Raw genomic sequence first — 22,765 nt, 5'->3', positions numbered from 1 at the left:
CCAAATTGACCCCATGATGGCTGGTTCCTGGGCTCCGTCCACGATACCGGCGACGGGCCAGTCTGCTACTGGTTCCGTCAGACGACAAAAGCCTGACGCCTCCCCATGGCGTCGTTGTCCAACCCCGGTAACGGGGAAAAGCCAGTCTCCCCCGCTCCCGGCGTTTCTTAAAAATACAGTGAAGGAAATAGTGTGAAAATAAACCGTACTCTCAGCAGATGGTGTCTGCCTGCATTGGTCACTCTGAGTCTGTGCACACCCGTACCGATCGTTTATGCCGCGAGCATCGATACCGGGTTTTCCCCGGAAGGAACTGCCCTGCGGCTGGTTCTGAAAACCATCGCGACCGCACGACAGGAAATCCGGCTGATGGGGTATTCCTTCACCTCCCCGGAGGTGGTTCGTTCGCTCATCGAGGCGAAACGACGTGGGGTGGATGTCCGTGTGGTTCTGGATCAGAAGGCAAATACCGGAACGGCCAGCGAGGCCGCCATGAACCTGCTGACCAGCGTGGGCATTCCGGTTCGTACGGTCAGCGCCTACAAAATTATGCATGACAAAGTGATCGTCGCGGACGGGCGCAATACAGAGTCCGGGTCGTTCAATTTCAGCCGTGCAGCTGACCGTTCGAATTCAGAGAATGTGCTGGTTGTATGGGATGACCCGACAGTTGCCCAACGTTATCTGCAGCACTGGCAATCCAGGTGGGATGTCGGTACTGACTGGCGTTCATCGTACTAACGATCACACTGCCCACAATTTTTCTGCGCCAACAGAAAAAAATGTATTTTACATTAAATTAATGTGCGCTCTCGCTGCCTATAAAGACATGTAGTATCTTTGTTCAAGTATTCAGTTATATGCTTGAGGAGGCAGAGATGTCACAGGTCGTAAACGCAGTTACTTCCTCATCTAAACGTCCCTACAGAAAGGGCAATCCTGTTTCTGCGGCAGAACGTCAGCAGAAAGCTGTTGCCCGAAAAAAAGCGACGCACAAAGAGGTGAGAGTATTTGTGCGAGACAAGCTTAAAAACCAGCTTCAAATCATGTGTGAGAATGAAGGAATTACTCAGGCAGAAATGATTGAAAGGCTGATTGAAAGAGAATCTGCGAAACTTGGAATTGACGTAACGACGTCACATTCTTGATCATACCTGCTATGAGTGCTAGATTACTGATCGTTTAGAGATTCTTGGTTGGCCACGCCGTAAGGTGGCAGGGAACTGATTCTGTAAAAAGGTTTTTTCCGGAATCAGAAAAGCAAAAACCCCGATAATCTTTCCAAGTTTGGCGACTCTAGAAGATTATCGGGGCCCTTAACTAAACTGCATAGAGATTGTTGCTCTATGCAGGGAGTATAGATTCATGCTCAGAAAAGTTCAATACCTTCTGTGCTTACTCCTTCGGCGCAACATAAGCGCAGGAAGCGGTGACTGAACAGAATCCAAAAAACTCGTTCCATTACGTGCAAGTGAAAAATGCTGAGCCGCGTTTTATGGCGCGGGAAGGCAAAAAGACACTGCCGTTTTGTTGTAAGCTGATGGCTAAAGCCGAAGGCTTTACCTCCACGTTTGATTTTTCAATTCATGTCGCCTTTGCCCGCTCACTGGGTAAGCGTCGGCGTATGCCTCCTCTCCTTCGCCGGCGTGCGATTGATGCGCTTCTCCAGGCAATGTGTTTCCATTACGATCCGCTGGCCAATCGCGTGCAGCGCTCGATTACCAATATGGCCATTGAGTGCGGGCTGGCCACGGAATCTGCCAGTGGCAACCTGTCTATCTCACGGGCGACCCGCGCGCTGCGGTTTATGTCTGAGCTGGGTCTGATCACCTATACAACGGAATATGATCCGCAGATTGGCTGCAATATTCCGACGGATATGACGTTCACGCCAGCCCTTTTTCAGGCTCTGGATGTGTCAGATGTGGCCGTCGTGGCCGCGCGCCGGAGTCGCGTGGAGTGGGAAAATAAACAGCGCAAAAAACAGAGTCTGCCGCAGCTGGGGATGGATGAACTGATCGCCAAATCCTGGCGGTTTGTACGCGAGCGTTTCCGCAGCTATCAGGCTGAGCGTAAATCTCATGGCCAGAAGCGAGCAACCGCGCGGCGGGATGCTTCGCGCCAACGGAAGGACATCGAGACGCGTGTTCGTCAGCAGCTGACCCGTGAATATGCCACCGGCCGCTTCAGAGGCGATCGTGATGCGCTCAAACGTGAAGTTGAGCGACGCGTGACGGAGCGTATGCTGCTGTCACGGGGCAATAACTATACCCGCCTGGCGCCGTACCCCGACCCAGTATAGCCTTCTCATTTTTGTTATCCGGCTGGCGCCGGAGACTTTCGCACATCCGTCTGCTGAGCCTGGCTGATTTCTGACCGATAGTGTTATGGCCACACCGATTGGCAACGCATTCCCCCCACCTGGTTGATGATATTTCGGTGCTCCGGTGCCGGTTTTTTTGCCCGGTTTTACTTATACACACTTAACTGCATGGGAACTTTTCATAAAGCTACAGCCGACAGGGTGTCAGGGTGCCTGCCGCAGAGGTTTCAGACCGCATGGTTCCCTTTAAAGACCTGCTCTGTACTTCTTTTAAAGATCTGAATATCTTTCGTCTCAAAGGAAAACCTGTTCGTCGTCTGTCCTGTGGACAGTCTCAATGAGGCCTTCGCTAACAGCGGTCGCAAGCGCCCGCGCCGCTCAGATCCAGAAGTACCTCCCGCCGACAAGCGGCGGGCATATAACCTGCACACAGATTAGTTACATCATTCAATAGATCCCTTTTTTAAAACAAACCCCGGCGGCGTTCTGCAACCACAAGCCCCTCCCCACCACTGAAAAGCGCCGCCGCCCCCGGCCGAAGGCCGGGAGTAGTGTCGCTTTTAATGATGGATGTTGTAACTAGAAATTTTCATTGCTGTGAGTGATGTCGCGATAGGCTCTGGAGTACACGCTCGTAAGCGGCCCTAACGGCCCGCTAACGCGGAGATACGCCACGACTGCGGCTTCGCCGCGCCGTGACCACTCCGACCGCGCACAAGAACGCCTGAGCCGCTTTAAAGAAGTTTGGCTTATCAGGGTAAGGGATGGGATAGGCAGAACCTATCAAAACAGCAACCGGCTTCGCCGGGCTACGGCGCCACTCACCAACAGAGCTATATTTAACTCCTGCTGGCGCCTCCATGCCGCAAAGCGGCATTCAGAAGACTGCCTGCGCACTGCTCGCCAGTCAGGGGTAGATGGCCCGGTCAAGTAAGCCGTGTGACAACGTACCTTAGCCCCACCTTTCCCCTTCGATAAAACTGTATATACTGTTTATATGCGGGTCTTCCCTTGTTGTGGTGGCTGAAGGCATGATAATGGCGTATTAAATCGCCAGAGGTCACCACCATGGACGAAAAGTCCCTCTATGCACATATCCTCAACTTGTCAGCTCCGTGGCAGGTAAAGTCTCTTTCTCTCGATGAAAATGCCGCTTCTGTTACCGTTACTGTCGGAATCGCTGAAAATACTCAGTTAACCTGTCCAGCCTGCGGGAAATCCTGCCCCGTTCACGATCACCGGCATCGTAAATGGCGCCACCTCGATACCTGCCAGTTCGCCACGATAGTTGAAGCCAGTGTGCCCCGTGTTATGTGTCCGAAGCATGGATGCCAGACTTTGCCTGTTCCGTGGGCGGGGCCCGGCAGCCGGTATACGCTGCTGTTCGAATCATTCGTGCTTTCATGGCTGAAAATCAGCACTGTTGATGCGGTCAGGAAACAACTCAAACTGAGCTGGAATGCCGTTGACGGCATTATGACCCGCGCGGTTAAACGAGGTCTTGCACGCATAAAAAAGCCGTTAGCAGCCCGGCATATGAATGTGGACGAGGTCGCTTTTAAAAAAGGACATCGTTATATAACGGTGATCTCCGATCGTGACGGGCGGGCGCTGGCTTTAACGGATGATCGAGGTAAGGAAAGTCTTGCCGGTTACCTCAGAACCCTGACTGACGGACAGCTGCAGGCCATTAAAACGCTCTCAATGGACATGAATGCGGGCTATATAAGAGCCGCGCGCATCCACTTACCGTGTGCAGTTGATAAAATCGCCTTTGACCGCTTCCACGTAGCGAAACAGCTGGGTGAGGTGGTGGATAAAACCCGCCAGAATGAACATCCCCGTCTTCCGGTTGAAAGCCGCCGTCAGGCCAAAGGTACCCGCTTCCTGTGGCAGTACAGCGACAAATGGATGACTGAGTCCCGGCAGGAAAAGCTGATGTGGCTGCGGGAACAGATGCAGCAGACAAGCCAGTGCTGGACACTGAAAGAGCTGGCCAAAAATATCTGGGATCGCCCCTGGAGCACAGAACGCAGGAATGACTGGTTGCAGTGGATATCGCTGGCGTCTCAATGTGATGTGCCGATGATGAAAAACGCAGCGAAAACCATCAAAAAACGGTAATGACTCCAACTTACTGATAGTGTTTTATGTTCAGATAATGCCCGATGACCTTGTCATGCAGCTCCACCGATTTTGAGAACGACAGTGACTTCCGTCCCAGCCTTGCCAGATGTTGTCTCAGATTCAGGTTATGTCGCTCAATGCGCTGAGTGTAACGCTTGCTGTTAACGTGCAGCTTTCCCTTCAGGCGTGATTCATACAGCGGCCAGGTAATGGTGCCAACTTACTGATTTAGTGTATGATGGTGTTTTTGAGGTGCTCCAGTGGCTTCTGTTTCTATCAGTTGTCCCTCCTGTTCAGCTACTGAAGGCGTGGTGCGTAACGGTAAAAGTACTGCCGGACATCAGCGCTATCTCTGCTTTCACTGCCGTAAAACATGGCAGCTTCAGTTCACTTACACCGCCTCTCAGCCCGGTACACACCAGAAAATTATTGATATGGCCATGAATGGCGTCGGATGTCGCGCCAGTGCACGCATTATGGGCGTTGGCCTCAACACGATTTTACGACACTTAAAAAACTCAGGCCGCAGTCGGTAAACTCACGCATACAACCGGGCAGTGACGTCATTGTTTGCGCGGAAATGGACGAACAGTGGGGTTACGTCGGCGCTAAATCACGCCAGCGCTGGTTGTTTTACGCGTATGACAGGATACGGAGGACGGTTGTGGCGCACGTATTCGGTGAACGCACGTTGGCCACGCTGGAGCGTCTTCTTGGCCTGCTGTCGGCCTTTGAGGTCGTGGTATGGATGACGGATGGCTGGCCGCTTTATGAATCACGCCTGAAGGGAGAACTGCACGTTATCAGCAAGCGATATACGCAGCGCATTGAGCGGCATAACCTGAATCTGAGGCAGCATCTGGCAAGGCTGGGCAGGAAGTCACTGTCGTTCTCAAAATCGGTGGAGCTGCATGACAAAGTCATCGGGCATTATCTGAACATAAAACACTATCAGTAAGTTGGAGTCATTACCGACGGTCATCATTACTATCAAAGGGCATCAACGTTGCCGATTATGGATGATGTCAGCTTCACACACCAGAACGGGTGATATATGGATCATCATTACCCCAACGGCAGTTTTACACCATGGCTAATATGGATGCTATCTTACTAAGATAATTGGTTTTTAGCGAGTGACGACCCAGGTTGTGTCAGTCTGTCTCATGTCGATATTACGGGGATGATGCAAACCTGAATGCTGCGATATTGGCGTGTCAGGGGAGGCATCTTACGGTATCATTTACCGCAATTTTTAAGATGCAAAGCCCTGCATCGCTAGCTTTTTCTTTAGACCAGGATGATTCATGAACGACAAAATCAGCCAGGACACGATCAACAAAGCCCTGTGGGCCGCGTGTGATACGTTCCGTGGCACCATCAGTGCTGATACCTATAAAGACTTTATCCTTACCATGCTGTTTCTCAAGTACATTTCAGATGTCTGGCAGGATCACTATGACGAATACAAAGAACAGTATGGCGATGCGCCGGAACTGATTGAAGCGATGATGGCCAACGAGCGTTTTGTACTGCCAAAAAGTGCCAGCTTTTATGCGCTGTACGAACGCCGCCATGAGCCGGGTAACGGTGAGCGTATCGATCAGGCTCTGCATGCAATCGAAGAAGCCAACGGAACCAAACTGAAAGATGCCGGGAAAAGCGTGTTCCAGGATATTTCGTTTAACACCGATCGTCTTGGCGAAGAAAAACAGAAAAACACCATCCTGCGTCAGCTACTGGAAGACTTCGCCGGTGAAGATCTCAACCTGAAGCCGAGTCGTGTCGGTACGCTGGACGTTATCGGCAATGCTTACGAATACCTGATCAAAAACTTTGCCGCCAGCGGTGGGCAGAAAGCCGGGGAGTTCTATACCCCGCCGGAAGTTTCGGACCTGATTGCAGAACTGCTCGATCCGCAACCGGGTGATACCATCTGCGATCCAGCCTGTGGTTCCGGTTCATTATTGATGAAGTGTGGGCGTAAAATTGTCTCCGGGCATGATAGTCGTAACTATGCATTGTTCGGTCAGGAAGCGATCGGTTCTACGTGGTCGCTGGCGAAAATGAATATGTTCCTGCACGGGGAAGACAACCATAAAATCGAGTGGGGCGATACCATTCGTAACCCGAAGCTGCTCGATAAAAATGGCGACCTGATGCTGTTTGATATCGTGACCGCTAACCCACCGTTCAGCCTCGATAAGTGGGGCCATGACGAGGCCGAGAACGATAAGTTTGGCCGTTTTCGTCGCGGTGTACCGCCGAAGACTAAAGGAGATTACGCTTTTATCTCGCATATGATCGAAACCCTGAAACCGGGAACTGGCCGTATGGGCGTAGTTGTGCCACACGGTGTGCTTTTCCGTGGCTCCAGCGAAGGTAAAATTCGCCAGAAACTGATCGACGAAAATTTGCTGGATGCGGTAATTGGTCTGCCGGAAAAACTGTTCTACGGTACGGGGATTCCGGCTGCGATTCTGATTTTCAAAAAGCAGAAAGTTGATGACAAGGTGCTGTTTATCGATGCCAGCCGTGAATTCAAGGCAGGTAAAAACCAGAACCAGCTTAGCGAAGAAAACATTAAGAAAATCGTCAAGACCTACCGTGATGGCGATAACGTCGAGAAATACGCCTATCTTGCCAGCCTGAAGGAAATTCAGGACAACGATTACAACCTCAATATTCCGCGCTATGTCGATACCTTTGAAGAAGAGGATGAGATTGACCTGGTGGCGGTGCGAGCAGAGCGTGAGCAACTGAAGGTGGAACTGGCAAAGCTGGAAGTTGAGATGGCGGGTTATCTGAAGGAGTTGGGTTATGGTGCCTAAGGGTTGGTCATCAGTTCAAGCACAAGACGTATGTAAGTCAATTTCCGTTGGGGTTGTTATAAAACCCACACAATATTATGTCCCTGAAGGATATGGGGTAAAAGCTTTCCGCTCTGCAAATGTCAGGGAAGGATTTATTAACGATAGCGATTGGGTTTATTTTTCGCATGAAGGGCATGCAATTAATAAAAAAAGCCACTTAAAGACTGGCGATGTTTTGATTGTCCGTACAGGTTATCCCGGTACAGCATGTGTTGTTACACCTGAATTTGAAGGCTCAAATGCTATAGATATAGTTATTGCTCGGCCAGATATGGATAAAATTATTCCGGAATATCTTTGCGCCTACACAAATAGCCATATTGGGAAAAGCCAGGTTTTAGACCTTCAAGGTGGTATGGCACAAAAACATTTGAATGTAGGTGCTTATCAGGTACTGAAAATTAATTTACCACCGCTGTGTGAACAAAAAAAAATCGCCCAAATCCTGTTAACATGGGACAATGCAATTTCGGTGACGGAAAAGCTGCTCGCCAATAGTCAGCGGCAGAAAAAAGCGCTGATGCAGCAATTGCTTACCGGGAATAAACGGTTGCTGGATGAGAATGGGGTGAGGTTTAGTGGGGAGTGGAAAATTACTAAACTAATACAAATGGGCAAAGTTGTATCCGGTGGAACACCTGATACAAACATGGCCATGTATTGGGAAGGCGATATTCTATGGCTTACCCCAACTGATGTTACTGCATTAACGGGTAGGTTCGTTAGCAATACTAGTAGAAAAATTACTCCTGCTGGATTACTAAATAGCTCAGCTGTTCTTTTGCCAAAAGGTAGTTTGATGGTATGTACAAGAGCTACCATTGGTGCTTTAGCAATTTCGACATCGGAAATTTGTACCAATCAAGGTTTTAAAAACATCATTCCGAATGAAGGGTTTAATATCGAATTTATTTATTACTTGTTGCAAATGAACACAAATGAGATGATCAAAAAATCATCTGGCTCAACATTTTTAGAACTTTCCAAGAAAGATTTTGAAACTTTAAGCTTTTCTTGCCCATTTATTAAAGAGCAACAAAAAATCGCCGCCGTGCTGTCCGCTGCTGACACCGAAATCTCCACGCTGGAGAAAAAACTCGCCTGCCTGAAAGACGAGAAAAAAGCCCTGATGCAGCAGTTACTGACCGGCAAACGTCGTGTTAAGGTCGATGAGGCAGTTGCCGCATGAAACTGACGAAAAGTGGTCCACTGACTGACCGGGAAATCGACTGGCTGGAAGAGGTGTTGATGAAATACGGCAATGATGACTCTGTGCTCTGTTTCTCTGAGCTGGATGGCTTTCTGACGGCGATTGTCTCTGGCCCGAATACGATTTCCCCTAATACCTGGCTCAGTGCTATCTGGGGGCGAGGTGATTACCACCCTCGCTGGACCACTGAAAAAGAGATGACGCGTTTTGTGGGGCTGTGTTTTCAGCATATGAACGATATCGCTGGCTGCCTGTATGAGGCCCCTGAACAGTTTGAACCGATTTTCAATAGACGTGAGGTGAAGGGGAAGACATATACAATCGTCGAAGAGTGGTGTTTCGGGTATATGAAAGGCCGGTCTCTGGATGACTGGTCAGCCTTGCCAGAGGCCTTACGTCCCTCGCTGGAGGCGATAGCCCTTCATGGTATCGAAAAGAACTTCCCAGTGGTTGAGAAAATGTCACCTGTTCAATTTGAACAGAGTATTACTCTCATTCAGCCTGCGGCACTGGCGCTTTATCAGCACTGGTTGTCGGTGAGAATGTCAGAGGCATCATCCCGGCCTGTTCCCGTGAAGGGGGCAGAAAAACTGCCCGGTCGTAATGACCCGTGTCAGTGTGGCAGCGGTAAAAAATTTAAAAAGTGCTGCCTGCACTGACAAAGCGGAAGGGGGCTTGCTCATGGCAGTGAACAATCTGGATCGTTCCCGGTGGTACATGGGAAATGTTCTCTGGTTCGGAGGCTACAACAGCAAAACGGATCGGGAGAATAACTTTGGCTTTCTCTTATCAGAGAATGGTAATGAGCTGTTTTTTCATAAGAATGAGATAAGCCGGAACTATACACCCGCTGACAATACACCGGTGCTGTTCAGGGAAGGTACAGGTAAAAATGGTAAGCCTACGGCTTTTAATGTTCACATTCTTGATAAAACAGATGATGAGACGGCTGAGCTCCTTATTGAATATCTCCGGGCTATTATTGAGGAGGGCGTTCATTTCGCTCGTTGGCGTTATCGTGACTGCGTTATTAATTTCCTCACTCAGTCCTTTGGCGAAAGGGCTATAATTCGGTTAGTTACCAGTGATATAGCTGCTACAAAAGTCTTGCCGCTATTTTTTAAATCACGTAACTACGATAACCAGTTTGCACTTTTCGCCTCTGATAAGAATTTTGATGATTTGACCGCACAACAAATATCTCCTGCGGTCATGCCTTCGTCATTTATCGATAATAACATTGATCAGTTCGCTGTTTGGGTGAAAAGGTGTTCTGCGGCTACGGATTGCCAGGGGGCTTCAACATCGGACATCATCAATGAATTACTCAGCCATATATCTATAAGTGCTATTCTCTACCTGGCATTTTACGATTGTATAAGCAGCGAGCGGATTCTTGAACATCGGCATGATGATATAGAGAATTTTGTTCGACGTAGTTTCACAAAAAATAAAATGGATATACAACCATTTGTCCGTGATGCCTATCAGCAGAAATTCTCATCGAGAGAGCAATTTTATAAACATTCCGTGATTAGTCCTTTTATCAATACGTATTTGATTAAACAGAAGATGTTCAGGAAAGATTTCAGTTTTGTTAATGATATCGAGTCGAATACTGAAATTTCTTCTGATCCTGAATACTTCATTCTGAGTAAATTGTTACCGTTGCTTGGGCGCAACGATGAACAGTCCGTTCTGAGTATTATCCTGCATGAGATATGGCACGGAGTATTGTCGGGTAAAATTCCGGTAAATCATCCTTCTGTTTTCAAATTGTTCCCACAATGTAGTTCATTACAAATTCGTTTCCCAAGTTTAGAATTATCCTGTGAGGCGTTTCACTGGAATGCAAAACAACCTGACGGAACGATAGAGAAAAAATTCCTTTGTCGTTCGAAAATCTGCCATGATCCGCAGGTACTACCCGACCTCAGTCGGGATTACATCGACTTCACTATTTATGACTGGCTTGCCCACTATGGCATGACCTATCTGATTGCAGGCGAACCTTCTAAGCGGGATTTCCCAATTAAACTGGCTGGGTATTTCAATCGTATCAGAGAATTACATTCCCGCTTGCATTGCCGAAGTTGTGGGGTGCTGATGGTTCCAGATATGAAATATGCTCGTGTCGAAGTCAGCGTCTGGGATACAAAGTCGAAAGGATTTGTGAAAAAACCTTTCCAGGCCGCGTATCGCCTGACCGTCTTTAAATGTGCCAGTCATTCGTGCGAACAGTTTGGTATCGGGCATTACATTAATCACTGTATTGGTTACAAATGCAGCGAAATAATTGACGCCAGGGATTTGCATGAAAAATGTTCAGAAGGACGATTTATTTGTGCATCCTGTGGTTCCTGCTGTACGACGCATCAGGAGAAATTTGGTAATGTAAACAAGGGCGAAACAGAACAGGTCAAGTACAATCGCCTTTATCGGGACTCGCCGTTCTTTTCATCATAAGTCTTCGTTCATTTTGAGTATGTCCGTAAGGACATACAGTTTCACCTCTTAGCCAAGAAGGATTACCGGGTGGATAAGCACTACCAACCTAAATTCCAGGAAGAATACAGCGCCAAAATTCCGGCACTGACGTTACTGACCAGCCTCGGCTGGACGTTTTTATCTCCGAAACAGATTATGGATTACCGGGGCTATAAACAGGATGAGGTGGTGCTGCGTCCGGTTCTGCGTGAAGAGCTGTCGAAGCGTTCCTTTATGGCGGGTGGCAAAACCTGCCAGTTATCGGAAAAAGCACTGGATAACCTGATATCACAGGTCTGTTCTCCGGCGCTGAATGAAGGGCTGCTCAAAGCCAATGAACGGATGTATAACCATCTGCTCTACGGTATCGCCGTCACGGAGTTTGTCGATGGCAAGAAGGTCAACCCCACCATTGCGCTGATCGACTGGGAACATCCGGAAAATAACCAGTTCCATTTTACTGAAGAATTTACGGTATTGCGGTCAGGTGGTGTTGAAACCCGGAGGCCAGATATTGTCTGCTTTGTTAATGGTATCCCGCTGGCTGTTATTGAAGCGAAAAGCCCGGCTGGTCATGGCAAGAAAGGGCCAACCATTGACGAGGGGATATCCCAGAGTATCCGCAACCAGTTCAACGATGAAATCCCGCAGCTGTTTGTCTACAGCCAGTTATTACTTTCGATTAACGGTCATGACGGGCGCTACGGTACATGCCATACGCCAATGAAATTCTGGGCGGCATGGCGCGAAGAAGATATTACCGATCCGCAGATGTATGCGCTGCGCAACCATCAGTTATCGACTGAACAAATTCATGCGTTGTTTGATCATCGTCCTTCAGTCGATCTCAAATGGTATCAACAGTTAATCGATGGGGGGAACTGGCAGTCAGCGGGCAGGATAAGCTGCTCATCAGTCTGCTTTCACCGGAACGTCTGCTGGAGATGACCCGCTTCTTCACCCTGTTTGATAAAAAAACCGGAAAAATTGTTGCCCGCTATCAGCAGGTGTTCGGGATAAAAAGACTGCTGGAACGCATCAGTACCCGCAGACCAGACGGGGGCAGGGAAGGTGGGGTGATCTGGCATACCACGGGGTCAGGTAAATCTTACACCATGGTATTCCTCAGCAAGGCGCTGATTCTTCATGACAGCCTGAAGCAGTGTCGCATTGTGGTGGTGACGGACCGTGTCGATCTTGAAGGGCAGCTCAGCGGTACTTTTGCTTCTGGTGGAGAACTGGCCGGGAAGGATGATAAGGCCAAAGCGATGGCGACCTCTGGCCAGAAACTGGCACAGCAGATTGGTTCAGGTAAAGAACGTATAATCTTTACCCTTATCCAGAAATTTAACTCAGCGACAAAACTCCCCGAATGCGTAAATACCAGCCCCGACATCATCGTTCTGATTGATGAAGGTCATCGTAGCCAGGGTGGTGAGAACCATGTGCGAATGAAACTGGCCCTACCGAATGCCGCCTTTGTGGCATTTACCGGTACGCCATTGCTGAAAGAAGATAAGACCACCAATAAATTCGGGCCGATTGTCCACGCTTATACCATGCAGCGAGCGGTAGAAGATAAAGCCGTTACACCTTTGCTGTATGAAGAACGTATTCCCGACCTTGAGGTTAACGATCGGGCAATAGATGCCTGGTTTGACCGTATTACCGATGGGTTAAGCGAAGCGCAAAAAGCCGACCTTAAACGTAAATATGCCCGTAAAGGTGAGGTCTACAGTGCAGATGACCGCATCCGGCTGATCGCACTCGATATCGCCACACACTTCTCGAAGAATATTGATGAGGGGCTGAAAGGCCAACTTGCCTGCGACAGCAAGATTTCCGCCATCAAATATAAAAAGTATCTTGATGAAGCCGGGTTGTTTGAGTCAGCTGTAGTTATCAGCCCGCCGGATACCCGGGAAGGGAATACCGAAGTGGATGAAAGCAAACTGCCGGAAGTGACGAAATGGTGGAAGGATAATGTCGGCACGCAGGATGAGTCTGTGTATACCCGTAATGTCATCAGTCGTTTCGATACCGATGAGAAGCTCAAATTGCTGATAGTCGTCGATAAACTGCTCACCGGGTTTGATGAGCCGAAGAATACCGTGCTGTATATCGACAAGCCGCTTAAGTCCCACAACCTTATCCAGGCGATTGCGCGGGTGAACCGACTGCATCCACTAAAAAAGTTCGGTCTGCTGATTGATTATCGCGGTATTCTGGCTGAGCTGGACACGACTATCGGCAAATATCAGGACCTCGCCTCCCGAACGCAGGGAGGATACGACATCAAGGATATTGACGGGCTGTACAGCGCCATGAGCTCTGAATACAAGCGTCTACCGCATCTGTATAACCAGCTGTGGGCCATATTTGCCGGTGTTAAAAACAAAAATGATACTGAGCAGTTACGTGCGGTACTGGTGCCTAAAATGGAAGAACGTGACGGAGAGATGGTCGATATCCATCAGAAAACCCGTGATAATTTCTTCGAGGCGTTAACGGCCTTTGCCGGATGCCTGAAAGTGGCGCTGCAGTCCGCTACCTTCTTCACCGACAAGAGCTTTACGGAACAAGACCGAAATCTCTATAAAGAAACCGTAAAACAGATGTCCAGCCTGCGCCAGTGGGCGATGCAGGTAAGTGGAGAGCAGGTCAATTATGACGACTACGCTGAGCAGGTGAAAAAACTGCTGGATAAGCATGTCACCGGCGTTGAGGTTCGTGAACCGGATGGCGTGTATGAAGTCGGTAAAATGGGCAAGAGCGAAAAGCCCGAAGAGTGGGACAACAATAAAACCCGCAATGAAACCGACATCATTAAAACCCGTGTGACAAAGATGATTGAGCAGGAGCTGCGTGATGACCCGTATGCTCAGGAAGCCTTTTCAAAACTCCTGCGTATGGCTATTGAAGAGGCTGAAAAACTGTTCGACCATCCGTTGAAACAGTATCTCTTGTTCCGTGAATTTGCGGAAAAAGTGGAAGCCCGTAAACTCAGCGATATTCCGGAGGCACTGGCGGTAAACAAGCATGCTCAGGCGTATTACGGTGTATTTAAAAAAGAGCTACCTGAGGTTTTTGCGGTAAACGACGATCAGGTGCAGGAGAAGTGGACGAAGCTGGCCTTTGAAGTGGACAGCATTATCGTCAAAGCGGTGGCAGAAAACTCCCTGAACCCACAGGATATTGAAAAAGCCGTTAAGACAAGTCTTTTGCCGCTGCTGTTTACGGCCTGCCGGGAGATGGGTGCCGGAATGAATCAGGTAAACCGTATCGTGGAAACCATCATCCAGATCCTGCGTGTTGGTTTGATGAAATCATGAGTGAAAAAGAGTCGCCAGCAATGAAAACGTTACGCATTGTTTATGGTGATGAGGTCATCACCGTACAGTGTGTTCCGCGTCAGGTCGTAAAGGGCAGGGTGCTCATCAAGGTTTATCCGGACTGCCGGGTTGTGGCCTCTGTACCGCCTGAAACACCGGAGCACGAGGTATTGTCTGCGCTGAAAAAACGTGGGCGCTGGATCTATCAGCAACTGCGTGATTTCAGGGAGCAGCAGACACACATTGTTCCGCGTCAGTATGTCAGCGGAGAAAGCCATTACTATCTTGGCAAGCAATATCAGTTGAAAGTGACAGAAGACGCTACGGAGCCGCAACGAGTGAAAATGTTGCGTGGGCGACTGGAAGTGTCGGTCAGGCACAAATCGGCAGAAAAAGTTAAAGCGTTGCTGGCCGAATGGTATCGGGAACGCGCCAGAGATGTCTTTCAACGCAGGCTTGATTTACTGATACCGCAGACCCTTTGGATTAATGAGCGTCCGCCGATACGTCTGCGGGCGATGCAAACGCAATGGGGTAACTGCTCTGCAAAAGGCTGTCTGACTCTGAATCCATGGCTGGTGAAAGCGTCCTCAGAATGTATCGACTATGTATTGCTACATGAGTTATGCCATGTGGCTGAGCACAACCACAGCGAAGAGTTTTACCGTCTGATGGGGCAGGTCATGCCGGGGTGGGAAAAGGTAAAGAAGCGACTGGATGGGATGGCGGCGATGTTGTTGACTGATATGTGATTTTGGGGCTTATTCTAATTTAGAAACTAATCGGGGAAGTTATGTATTCAGTATCAAAGTATGTTTTTTATACCACTCTGATTCTTTATGTCCTGACATTACTAACTGTCAGCTATGTTGGTGTCTATTTAACTTATGTGGCTATTCCGGTGATTGTTGTTTCTGGATTATTAATGAAACTTCTCGGTAAAAGAAAGAGTAAATCAGGAGAAGTATCAAATGTTGTAGCCAGGGTGCTCAATGATACAAATGTCGGGCTGGAACGTTTTAATGAAGGCATGCACTGGTTCAATGAGAAAAACAGGATCATAAATGAAAAAACAAAACCTCTTAACGAACAAATTCATGCAATAAGAATGAAAATGATTGAGCCGGAGGTAAAGTTAAAATATGAAAGTGACCCTGAAAAAAGAAAAACACTTAATGCTTTAATTGAAAGTATGGAAAAAGATATCAGGATTATAGAATCCCAGAAAGATGAAATTAAAATGGCGATAGAGATAGATATTGCCCGCAAGAGGATTAATGAATAATGTTTGAGTTTTCTGCATTGATATTGATTAACAGTGACAGTTTTCAATAACTAAAATATCAAACAAATGGCATAGTAAACATGATTGTTAAAGGGAGGTTGAATTGCATTCCGAAGCGTTGGCTATCGAATTTATTGAACAACTGAAAGGCATCTCGGTTGAGGATGATGTTGAATTCAATTTTTTTGAATTGGGAGGTTCCGGATATCTCGAAAACCCAACAACGGATTTGATGGCTTTGTTTATGGGAGCCCAGAAAATGGTGCCGCCATGGTTGCTAAAAGCATTGTTATGTTGCCTGGATGATTCCCTCGATGTTGATGAAATTGATTTCACCTCTCTGGAATTAATGAGAGAGGCCAGAACAGAGGATGGGAAATATCTTGATATTCTTATCAGACATGATGAATTCATCATAGGTATTGAGCATAAAGTTTTGGCTGATACATATAATCCTTTTCCCAGCTATGTAAGTCTCATTGATAGTTACGGCGGCAACAATCAAAATCTATTTCGCTGTATATTAAAGCCTGACGGTAACAGTGCTAAAGGCGTAGACGGTTGGCAACTGATCAATTATTCACTGCTGCTGGAAACCGCCATTCGACGTCTGGGGTTGGAGATGATGAATCAAGAGTTCAGCAAGTGGACTGTTTTTTATCAGGAGTTTTTAAGTCATCTTAAAAAATTGAGTGAGGTTAGTATGGATAAGGTATCTGATAAAAATGTGGAGTTTGTCACTGAAAATTTCTCAGCTTTGATAAAATCGGTTCAACTGCTGGAAATGTACCAAAATGCTATCACCGAGGAAGCTAAATCGGTTGTCTCAGAGGTATTGCCTGATATTCATATTGCAACAGGTATTAATAACTGGAAGGGTTACTATAAAGCAATTCATCTGATGCCGGGATGCTGGGGGCAAGGTAAAACAGGAATTACGTTAGTTTATCGCCCTTCAGAGGATGGACGAGATGAAGCTGAGTTCTACGTATATGGATGGATACATTCAGATGATTACCCTGAAGTTAATGCACTAAAAGAAGAAATAAGAGTTGCTTTAAGTGCTGGAGATTTCATTCCAACAGCTAGCCCTGAGGACTATGAAGTATCAATTACTGGGAAGGGGAAAGTGCTTGAACTGAGTTTTTGGGGGAATACGAGAAGCAAAAAAGATGCACTGGTTCTTCTTAAGGATATGACTAAGTGGATGGACTCAAAAATAAGAATATAAAGTAATATGACTGAGTGATGACGATCTTTTTTAAATTGTGGATTATTAGGCTGGTAATTGAAGCGCCGAATAGACAGATATTGGAATAAAAGGAGAATATTCAAATGATTTATCAGTGTGATACTTGCAGTAGAACGACTTTTGAGGTTAATTGTCCCTGGTGTAGTGGAGTTTCGCCTGTAAAAACGTCTGCATGGGGTTCAGCATCATCGACCGCACAAGCAATAGACATACAACGTATGACACCATTGAATCCATCGTTTTATCCCGAATTTCAGTATCGTTCAAAGGGTGTTCTAAAAGATCTATTTGGGAAAAAGAAAGAGCAAACTCAGCTTAATCAATTGCTTGAAAATGTTCTCGAAAAATACTCCAGTTTAAAAGATCCATATTTTACTAACTTCATTTACACTTCCAGATTCTCACATAATAATAAATCGGAAGCAGATTACTCAACAGATAATGGTACATACTCCGAATTACAACTTTTCCGTGAGGTGTTGGTCAGAAAAGGGTTCAATGAGCTTGAGCAGTTACCTGAGCTATTAGATAAATTACTCCTTACCACGTCATTTAACGCTCTTTATTATGGTTTCGCTAAGGAAGTTAAACGGCATATTAAATCCACACTTACTAAATCCTTGAAGTCATGGATTGAGGAAGCGGGTACCACTTTTAGGGCAGATCTTTCATTGTTTCTATTCTATATATGGAGCAATAAAATAGAGTTCTCATCAGTAGAGTTCAATGAAAAAGCGGAGGCTACGCCTGGTGTTCCTTTAGTTTCATTTGATGAAGTTAAAAAATACTTAGCTGTGTGCGAACATATTTATTTTGATATTCTGGTTGATAGATTAGCTACACGGCTCGAACATTTTAACCCTAACAAATTCGTCACCATGTATTTAGTTGATGCAATGGACGGTTTCCAGTTTGAAGATTTCCTTGTGGAAGTATTCCAGACTATGGGCTATGACGTGAAAGAAACCAAGAGAACGCAAGATCAGGGGGCAGATCTCTTCGTCACTCGATTTGGTAAGGATATGGTTATTCAGGCGAAAAATTATTCTGGTTCTGTAGGTAACTCGGCGGTGCAGCAGGTGATCTCTGCTAAAACATTCTATGGTTGTGATGAGGCGATGGTTGTGACTAATTCCTACTTCACACGCTCTGCGAAAGAGTTAGCTGAATCAGCCTTGGTACGTCTGATCGACAGGGATGAACTGCAAAAGTATCTGGATGATTACAATCAGAAGATAATCGAAGATTTTCAGTCGAACTCATAATGTTTAAACATTGCAGCATTGATGGTAAGTACTGGCAGGTTTTGCGTTGGTAACTTTAATTTACTAAACCGCCTTAAAGGCGGTTTAGTAAAAAAATCGAACATTTAAAATGCTAAGTAATCATAAAGACATAATAATTTTCTGAAATCCGTGTCACACCGTCCGGAGTGTTCTTCAAGATAATTCTTTAATTCTTCTATTGATATATTATCATCCATAACAGAATACATGATTCCACCGATGACTTTCCAGTCAGGTAAGTTATCCGTTATGTCAGTTATTGTTGAGTATTCATTTCCGCATTCTTTAACATAACCCTTTAAGTCAGCGATAATTTTATCAACTTGGCGATTTTTATATTTTTCTTCATTAATGAGATTCTCACAAATTGAACTGTGAATCGCCACGGGTTTAACAGACACCTCAGAGTCATTTAAGATGGCTTAAAGAGAGGTGCCCATGAGCGGTAAGCGTTATCCCGAAGAGTTTAAAACTGAAGCAGTCAAACAGGTTGTTGATCGCGGTTATTCTGTTGCCAGCGTTGCAACACGTCTCGATATCACCACCCACAGCCTTTATGCCTGGATAAAGAAGTACGGTCCGGATCCTTCCACTAATAAAGAACAGTCAGATGCTCAGGCCGAGATCCGCCGTCTCCAGAAAGAGCTGAAACGGGTTACCGACGAACGGGACATATTAAAAAAAGCCGCGGCGTACTTCGCAAAGCTGTCCGACTGAGGTACGCCTTTATCCGTGACAACTCCTGTTGCTGGCCTGTTCGCCTGCTCTGTCGGGTGCTGGATGTTCATCCCAGTGGTTTTTACGCCTGGCTTCAGCAGCCGCATTCACAACGCCATCAGGCAGACCTGAGACTGACAGGACAGATTAAACAGTTCTGGCTGGAATCGGGATGCGTCTATGGTTATCGCAAAATCCATCTGGATCTGCGTGACAGCGGGCAACAGTGCGGAGTAAACAGAGTCTGGAGACTGATGAAACGTGTCGGAATAAAGGCTCAGGTCGGATACCGAAGCCCGCGGGCACGTAAAGGCGAGGCCAGTATCGTGTCACCCAACAGGCTCCAGCGACAGTTCAATCCGGATGCTCCTGATGAGCGTTGGGTAACGGACATAACCTACATCAGGCCCCACGAAGGCTGGCTGTATCTTGCCGTTGTTGTTGATCTGTTCTCACGCAAAATTATCGGCTGGTCCATGCAATCCCGGATGACAAAGGACATTGTCCTGAACGCACTGCTGATGGCTGTATGGCGGCGTAATCCCGAAAAACAGGTGCTGGTTCATTCGGATCAGGGCAGTCAGTACACAAGCCATGAGTGGCAGTCGTTCCTGAAATCACACGGCCTGGAGGGTAGCATGAGCCGTCGCGGTAACTGCCATGATAATGCGGTTGCAGAAAGTTTTTTCCAGTTGTTGAAACGTGAACGGATAAAGAAAAAGATCTACGGAACGCGGGAAGAAGCCCGCAGTGATATTTTTGATTACATCGAAATGTTTTATAACAGTAAGCGTCGGCATGGTTCTAGCGAACAGATGTCACCGACAGAATATGAAAACCAGTATTATCAACGGCTCGGAAGTGTCTAGATTATCCGTGGCGATTCAAGTAGCTAAATTAAGTTAACTAGTTTAGACCTGATGGGATGTTATACTTTGGTAGGTAATTGATTTACAACAGTGATGTTATGTTTAAAATGATGAAAATATTAAGTAGTCTGCAGTAAATGTCCGCTCATAGATTATATCGGGGAAATGAGCGGTGTGTGACAGGCAAAAGGGAGTGTATTCAGCGCCACCGACATCGTGGCGCTGGCAATAATGTTAGCTAAATCTTTCCGGGCGGAAGGTCGCCAGCATCGGGTGTTTGACGCCGGTGAGTATCTCCTGCGTCAGTATCTCGCCGAGGATTAACGCCAGCGTGGCGCCGGAATGGGTGAAAACGACAAAACAGCCGGGAACGTTCTGCAACTCGCCGACCACTGGTTCGCCATCTCCTGGAATGGGCTTCAGACCAATTTTCCAGCTGTTGGCTGTTAACGGCTCGCCGTCACCTATCAGGCTACCCGCTTCCGCCATCAACTGGTTAATGACAGATGTATCAATGCTGTACTGCCCGTCAGCCTGAGCGACGATATGCTCTTCATACCAGTCATGATCGACGGCGATAGTGTTGCCAGGGTTAGGGCGGACCGCAGCGCGTGGTGTATTCAAGACCACCTGGAGTGCGTGATCGCAGGGTTGGCTGGTCACCAGCATTGAGACCGGAGAGCTATTGGGTATCTTCACACCGAGTGGGGCAACCACTTCCGGCGTCCACGGGCCACACGCCACCAGTACCTGATCGGCCTGCAGCTCACCGAATTTTTCACTGCGAATGCCGCTGGCCCGGCCGTCTTTGGTTATCACGCTGGCTTTACCAGCGTGCTCAACGACTTCTCCGCCCAGCGCACGAAATGCCTGCATCAGATGCTCAACCAGATGCGGCAGACTGACCCAGCCTTCACCCGGATTTGCAATCGCGACCTGACTCAGGCTGGCCGGATTCACCTGCGCATCGACATCACCGACCGTGGCGTGATTGATCAGCTTTGAGTCGTAGCCCTGCGCTTTTTCATAGTCATGACGCGCTTTGGTGCCCGCGACATCGTCTGCGGCCCAGTAAATAGCACCATCGAAACGCAGCCAGTCAAGCTGTGGATGGCGGGCAAATAGCGTGCGATAGCGGTCAATACCCGCCATCCGCAGCGCATGATAAGGCTGCGAACGCTCACCAGCTGAGTTGAGCCAGGAGAGGGAACGGCCGGTGGCGCCTGAGCAGAGCGCCGCTTCCGTCACCAGTGTGACTTGCGCGCCCGCCTGCGCCAGCTGCCAGGCGGTTGAGACTCCGAGAATGCCGCCACCCAGCACGATGACGGTTTTTGCCACGGTTTTGTCAGACATCATTTATTCCTTCTGTTAAAAAATGTTCGCCCTCAGGCAATACGTACGCGATGCTGCCGATGGAGTTGCTCAATAAGCTGTAAAACACTGAGCGCTTCACGTGCATCAACCGGCGGCGGCCCGCCGTGTAACAGCGCGTGGGCTAACAGCTGATAGAAAGCGGGGTAGTGGCCACGTTCAATGGGCACCGTTGTGGTTGCCCCGACCGTGCCGGCCCGGGCAAAATTACCTGCCGGCGTGACGCCGTACTGGCTATCGGTGGGCGACATGCCAGCCGCCAGCTGCGGCTCCTGATTATCCAGCCCCCAGTGGGTGAAAGCGCCTTTGCTGCCCAGCAGGTGGAAGCGCGGCGCATTCAATGCCGCCTGACCATTCATCCACAGCCGGGAACGCACGCCGTTGTGATGCAGCAATGAGACGAAACCGTCTTCATCACTGTCCGACTGCGGCCCGGAATGGCGCGCCAGTTCCGCCGTGGCGTGGACTACCGGGCCAAATAGCTGCATGGCCTGGTCAATCAAATGGCTACCGAGATCCAGCAGCAAACCGCCGCCCTGCGCAAGAGTGACGCTGTCACGCCAGTTGCCAAACCCCTGCGGTCGCCACCACTCGAAACGCGACTCAAAACTTCTTACGGTGCCAAAGACTTCCTGTTGCACCAGGCGCTGTAATGTCAGAAAATCACCGTCCCAGCGTCGGTTATGAAACACGGTGAGCAAGGTATTGGCCTGCTGCGCTGCGGCGATCATCATTTCGGCCGCTTGTACATCCGCTGCGAACGGTTTATCCACCACCAGATGAATAGCGCGCAGGCTGGCCTGCACAGCCTGCTCCCCATGTTGCGCCGGCGGCGTGGCCAGCACGATGAGATCGATACCAATCTCGCCTCCATCAATTGCCTTAAGCAACGCCGGCCAGTCCGGCAGCACGCTCGCCTCTGGGTAACATTGCTGCGCCGTCGCTACGCGTTGGGCATCGCCAGTGACGATGACATCGAGACGATAGTCGGTGTTATGGGCAATCAGCGGCGCATGAAACACACTGCCGGCGACGCCAAAACCCACCAGAGCCGTGCGGATTGGGCCTCTAACCTGTTGATGTGTCATCACAGTACCTCCGACAGAAAACGCTGCAGGCGTGCAGATTGCGGGCGGTCAAAGATTTGTTCTGGTGTGCCGGCTTCTACAATCTCGCCTTCATCCATAAACACTACCTGGTCTGCCACGCGCCGGGCGAAGCCCATCTCATGCGTCACTACCACCATGGTCATGCCTCGCTGGCACAAATCAGCCATTAGCGTCAGAACACCTTTCACCAGCTCAGGATCGAGTGCCGAGGTTGCTTCATCGAACAGCATCACTTCCGGCTCCATCGCCAGCGCACGTGCTATCGCCACCCGCTGTTGCTGGCCACCCGAGAGGTCGCGCGGACGGTGATCGGCTCGCTGAGCAAGGCCAACTTCGGCCAGCCGCTGGCGGGCAATCTCCAGAGCCTCGGCTTTCGGGAGGCCTTTCACTTTCCACGGTGCCAGCGCCACGTTTTCCAGCGCGCTATGATGGGGTCTGAGGTCCAACCATGCGAAAAACCACGTTAAGAAAGCAACCTTCTGAAAAGGCGACGTTTATCAGTTTTTTTTCCGGCCATAAAGGGG

General features: G+C 48.4%; 17 protein-coding genes and 5 pseudogenes. 17 read left to right on the top strand and 5 right to left on the bottom strand.

Going from position 1 to position 22,765, the window contains the following annotated elements; genetic code table 11:
* Positions 1-15: 15 nt before the first annotated feature.
* The 6 genes and pseudogenes from CDA56_RS31445 to CDA56_RS29590 form a co-directional block, all read left to right on the top strand.
* A pseudogene (locus CDA56_RS31445) lies at positions 16-96 on the top strand (hypothetical protein); the annotation flags it as partial.
* A gap of 102 nt (positions 97-198) precedes the next feature.
* Entirely contained in the window at positions 199-741 is a 543-nt protein-coding gene (locus CDA56_RS29620) for a phospholipase D family nuclease (protein WP_032736899.1), read from the top strand.
* A gap of 137 nt (positions 742-878) precedes the next feature.
* Positions 879-1,148, top strand: a complete 270-nt coding sequence (locus CDA56_RS29615) for a replication regulatory protein RepA (protein WP_032736837.1) — start codon at positions 879-881, stop codon at positions 1,146-1,148.
* A gap of 217 nt (positions 1,149-1,365) precedes the next feature.
* On the top strand, positions 1,366-1,437 hold the full coding sequence (tap, locus tag CDA56_RS31740) for a RepA leader peptide Tap (protein ID WP_009653899.1): 72 nt from the start codon (positions 1,366-1,368) through the stop codon (positions 1,435-1,437).
* Positions 1,430-2,302: an incFII family plasmid replication initiator RepA gene (gene repA, locus CDA56_RS29600; protein ID WP_009653904.1), complete on the top strand. Its 873-nt coding sequence runs from the start codon at positions 1,430-1,432 to the stop codon at positions 2,300-2,302. The genes tap and repA overlap by 8 nt, the downstream gene beginning before the upstream one ends.
* A gap of 1,089 nt (positions 2,303-3,391) precedes the next feature.
* A pseudogene (locus CDA56_RS29590) lies at positions 3,392-4,444 on the top strand (ISL3-like element ISCfr12 family transposase); the annotation flags it as partial.
* Between the two features lie 13 nt (positions 4,445-4,457).
* Here the strand turns inward: CDA56_RS29590 and CDA56_RS29585 are convergent.
* Positions 4,458-4,655, bottom strand: a pseudogene (locus CDA56_RS29585) (IS1 family transposase); the annotation flags it as partial.
* Between the two features lie 55 nt (positions 4,656-4,710).
* Here CDA56_RS29585 and CDA56_RS29575 point away from each other — a divergent pair.
* From CDA56_RS29575 to CDA56_RS29530, 10 genes and pseudogenes are all read left to right on the top strand, one after another.
* Positions 4,711-5,408 (top strand): IS1 family transposase gene (locus tag CDA56_RS29575; RefSeq protein ID WP_228276620.1). Its coding sequence is split into 2 segments (ribosomal slippage): positions 4,711-4,960 and positions 4,960-5,408, totalling 699 coding nucleotides; the frame shifts between segments, so codons are not numbered across the junction.
* A gap of 349 nt (positions 5,409-5,757) precedes the next feature.
* Complete coding sequence (locus CDA56_RS29570; protein WP_021536933.1) at positions 5,758-7,281, top strand: type I restriction-modification system subunit M; 1,524 nt, start codon at positions 5,758-5,760, stop codon at positions 7,279-7,281.
* The gene (locus tag CDA56_RS29565) at positions 7,271-8,512 is read left to right on the top strand and encodes a restriction endonuclease subunit S (RefSeq protein WP_104011509.1); all 1,242 of its coding nucleotides are present in this window, start codon (positions 7,271-7,273) and stop codon (positions 8,510-8,512) included. The genes CDA56_RS29570 and CDA56_RS29565 overlap by 11 nt, the downstream gene beginning before the upstream one ends.
* The gene (locus CDA56_RS29560) at positions 8,509-9,192 is read left to right on the top strand and encodes a YecA/YgfB family protein (RefSeq protein ID WP_071447948.1); all 684 of its coding nucleotides are present in this window, start codon (positions 8,509-8,511) and stop codon (positions 9,190-9,192) included. The genes CDA56_RS29565 and CDA56_RS29560 overlap by 4 nt, the downstream gene beginning before the upstream one ends.
* A complete protein-coding gene (locus CDA56_RS29555) occupies positions 9,152-10,999 on the top strand; it encodes a cold shock domain-containing protein (protein WP_242446382.1) in 1,848 nt (615 codons plus the stop codon). Before CDA56_RS29560 ends, CDA56_RS29555 begins: the two co-directional genes overlap by 41 nt.
* 69 nt (positions 11,000-11,068) lie before the next feature.
* Positions 11,069-14,352: pseudogene (locus CDA56_RS29550) on the top strand (type I restriction endonuclease subunit R).
* Positions 14,349-15,104, top strand: a complete 756-nt coding sequence (locus tag CDA56_RS29545; RefSeq protein WP_101827226.1) for a M48 family metallopeptidase — start codon at positions 14,349-14,351, stop codon at positions 15,102-15,104. The pseudogene CDA56_RS29550 and the gene CDA56_RS29545 overlap by 4 nt, the downstream one beginning before the upstream one ends.
* A gap of 173 nt (positions 15,105-15,277) precedes the next feature.
* Positions 15,278-15,637, top strand: coding sequence for a hypothetical protein (locus tag CDA56_RS29540; RefSeq protein WP_029404312.1), 360 nt, complete (start codon positions 15,278-15,280; stop codon positions 15,635-15,637).
* Positions 15,638-15,740: 103 nt separating this feature from the next.
* The gene (locus CDA56_RS29535; protein WP_104011507.1) at positions 15,741-16,868 is read left to right on the top strand and encodes a PD-(D/E)XK nuclease family protein; all 1,128 of its coding nucleotides are present in this window, start codon (positions 15,741-15,743) and stop codon (positions 16,866-16,868) included.
* Between the two features lie 104 nt (positions 16,869-16,972).
* Complete coding sequence (locus CDA56_RS29530; RefSeq protein WP_101827224.1) at positions 16,973-18,154, top strand: restriction endonuclease; 1,182 nt, start codon at positions 16,973-16,975, stop codon at positions 18,152-18,154.
* A gap of 104 nt (positions 18,155-18,258) precedes the next feature.
* Here the strand turns inward: CDA56_RS29530 and CDA56_RS30805 are convergent, their stop codons facing one another.
* Positions 18,259-18,576, bottom strand: coding sequence for a hypothetical protein (locus tag CDA56_RS30805; RefSeq protein WP_128320383.1), 318 nt, complete (start codon positions 18,574-18,576; stop codon positions 18,259-18,261).
* A 37-nt stretch (positions 18,577-18,613) separates the two neighbouring features.
* Between CDA56_RS30805 and CDA56_RS29525 the strand changes: the two genes are divergently transcribed.
* Positions 18,614-19,761 (top strand): IS3 family transposase gene (locus tag CDA56_RS29525; protein WP_104011506.1). Its coding sequence is split into 2 segments (ribosomal slippage): positions 18,614-18,851 and positions 18,851-19,761, totalling 1,149 coding nucleotides; the frame shifts between segments, so codons are not numbered across the junction.
* Between the two features lie 234 nt (positions 19,762-19,995).
* On the opposite strand, the gene CDA56_RS29520 is transcribed toward CDA56_RS29525, so the two are convergent.
* The 3 genes and pseudogenes from CDA56_RS29520 to CDA56_RS29510 form a co-directional block, all read right to left on the bottom strand.
* A complete protein-coding gene (locus CDA56_RS29520; protein WP_104011505.1) occupies positions 19,996-21,114 on the bottom strand; it encodes an NAD(P)/FAD-dependent oxidoreductase in 1,119 nt (372 codons plus the stop codon).
* A 32-nt stretch (positions 21,115-21,146) separates the two neighbouring features.
* Entirely contained in the window at positions 21,147-22,220 is a 1,074-nt protein-coding gene (locus tag CDA56_RS29515; protein WP_102780043.1) for a Gfo/Idh/MocA family protein, read from the bottom strand.
* Positions 22,220-22,681, bottom strand: a pseudogene (locus tag CDA56_RS29510) (amino acid ABC transporter ATP-binding protein); the annotation flags it as partial. The gene CDA56_RS29515 and the pseudogene CDA56_RS29510, both read right to left, overlap by 1 nt.
* Positions 22,682-22,765: the final 84 nt, after the last annotated feature.

It is taken from the genome of Klebsiella michiganensis, from assembly GCF_002925905.1.
In the GTDB taxonomy this organism is placed as follows: domain Bacteria; phylum Pseudomonadota; class Gammaproteobacteria; order Enterobacterales; family Enterobacteriaceae; genus Klebsiella; species Klebsiella michiganensis.
Note: the sequence above shows the minus strand (reverse complement) of the source record. Positions and strands in the feature narration are given on the sequence as shown.

What these genes read in the sequence shown, in the direction of transcription:
- CDA56_RS29615 (WP_032736837.1), top strand. Translation starts at nt 879, where the DNA reads ATGTCACAGGTCGTAAACGCAGTTACTTCCTCATCTAAACGTCCCTAC.
- CDA56_RS29570 (WP_021536933.1), top strand. Translation starts at nt 5,758, where the DNA reads ATGAACGACAAAATCAGCCAGGACACGATCAACAAAGCCCTGTGGGCC.
- CDA56_RS29565 (WP_104011509.1), top strand. Translation starts at nt 7,271, where the DNA reads ATGGTGCCTAAGGGTTGGTCATCAGTTCAAGCACAAGACGTATGTAAG.
- CDA56_RS29560 (WP_071447948.1), top strand. Translation starts at nt 8,509, where the DNA reads ATGAAACTGACGAAAAGTGGTCCACTGACTGACCGGGAAATCGACTGG.
- CDA56_RS29545 (WP_101827226.1), top strand. Translation starts at nt 14,349, where the DNA reads ATGAGTGAAAAAGAGTCGCCAGCAATGAAAACGTTACGCATTGTTTAT.
- CDA56_RS29540 (WP_029404312.1), top strand. Translation starts at nt 15,278, where the DNA reads ATGAAACTTCTCGGTAAAAGAAAGAGTAAATCAGGAGAAGTATCAAAT.
- CDA56_RS29530 (WP_101827224.1), top strand. Translation starts at nt 16,973, where the DNA reads ATGATTTATCAGTGTGATACTTGCAGTAGAACGACTTTTGAGGTTAAT.
- CDA56_RS29520 (WP_104011505.1), bottom strand. Translation starts at nt 21,114, where the DNA reads ATGTCTGACAAAACCGTGGCAAAAACCGTCATCGTGCTGGGTGGCGGC.
- CDA56_RS29515 (WP_102780043.1), bottom strand. Translation starts at nt 22,220, where the DNA reads ATGACACATCAACAGGTTAGAGGCCCAATCCGCACGGCTCTGGTGGGT.